1 protein-coding gene is annotated in these 629 nt (G+C 75.5%); it reads left to right on the top strand.

Going from position 1 to position 629, the window contains the following annotated elements:
* Positions 1-629 (top strand): SDR family oxidoreductase (locus G3I65_RS14730; RefSeq protein ID WP_160696609.1); only part of this gene is annotated, 629 nt, incomplete at both ends.

The following is a 629-nucleotide window of genomic DNA, read 5'->3' as shown; positions in this document are numbered from 1 at the left end:
GCCGCCGCGACCTGCTGCTCGTCAGCCGCTCCGGCACCGCGGACCCCGCGCTGCTCGACGACCTCGCGGGCCTCGGCGCCCGCGTCGAGGTGGCGGCCTGCGACGTCGGCGACCGCACCGCACTCGCCCGGCTCCTCGACGGCCGCGAGATCACCACCGTCGTCCACGCCGCCGGGGTCCTCGACGACGGCACCCTCGCCGCGCTCACCCCCGAACGCTTCGAGAACGTCCTGCGCGCCAAGGCCGACAGCGCCTGGTACCTCAGTGAACTGACCACGCCCGGCACCGAGCTGATCCTCTTCTCGTCGGTCGTCGGCACTTTCGGCGGGGCCGGGCAGGCGAACTACGCCGCCGCAAACGCTTTCCTCGACGCGCTCGCCCGCCGCCGCCCGCACACCGTGTCCCTCGGCTGGGGCCCGTGGGAATCCCGCAGTGGCATGACGTCGACGTTGTCCGAAGTGGACCTCCGGCGGCTCGCGGAGGCGGGGATGCCGCCGGTCACCGTCGAAACCGGGCTCGCCCTGTTCGACGCCGCCCGCGGCGCCGGCGAGCCCGCGCTCCTCCCGCTGCCGCTCGACCTCGCGGCCGTCCGGCGGCAGCCGGAGATCCCGCACGTCCTGCGCGGCCTG

The organism is Amycolatopsis sp. SID8362 (assembly GCF_010550475.1).
In the GTDB taxonomy this organism is placed as follows: Bacteria; Actinomycetota; Actinomycetes; order Mycobacteriales; family Pseudonocardiaceae; genus Amycolatopsis; species Amycolatopsis eburnea.
Note: the sequence above shows the minus strand (reverse complement) of the source record. Positions and strands in the feature narration are given on the sequence as shown.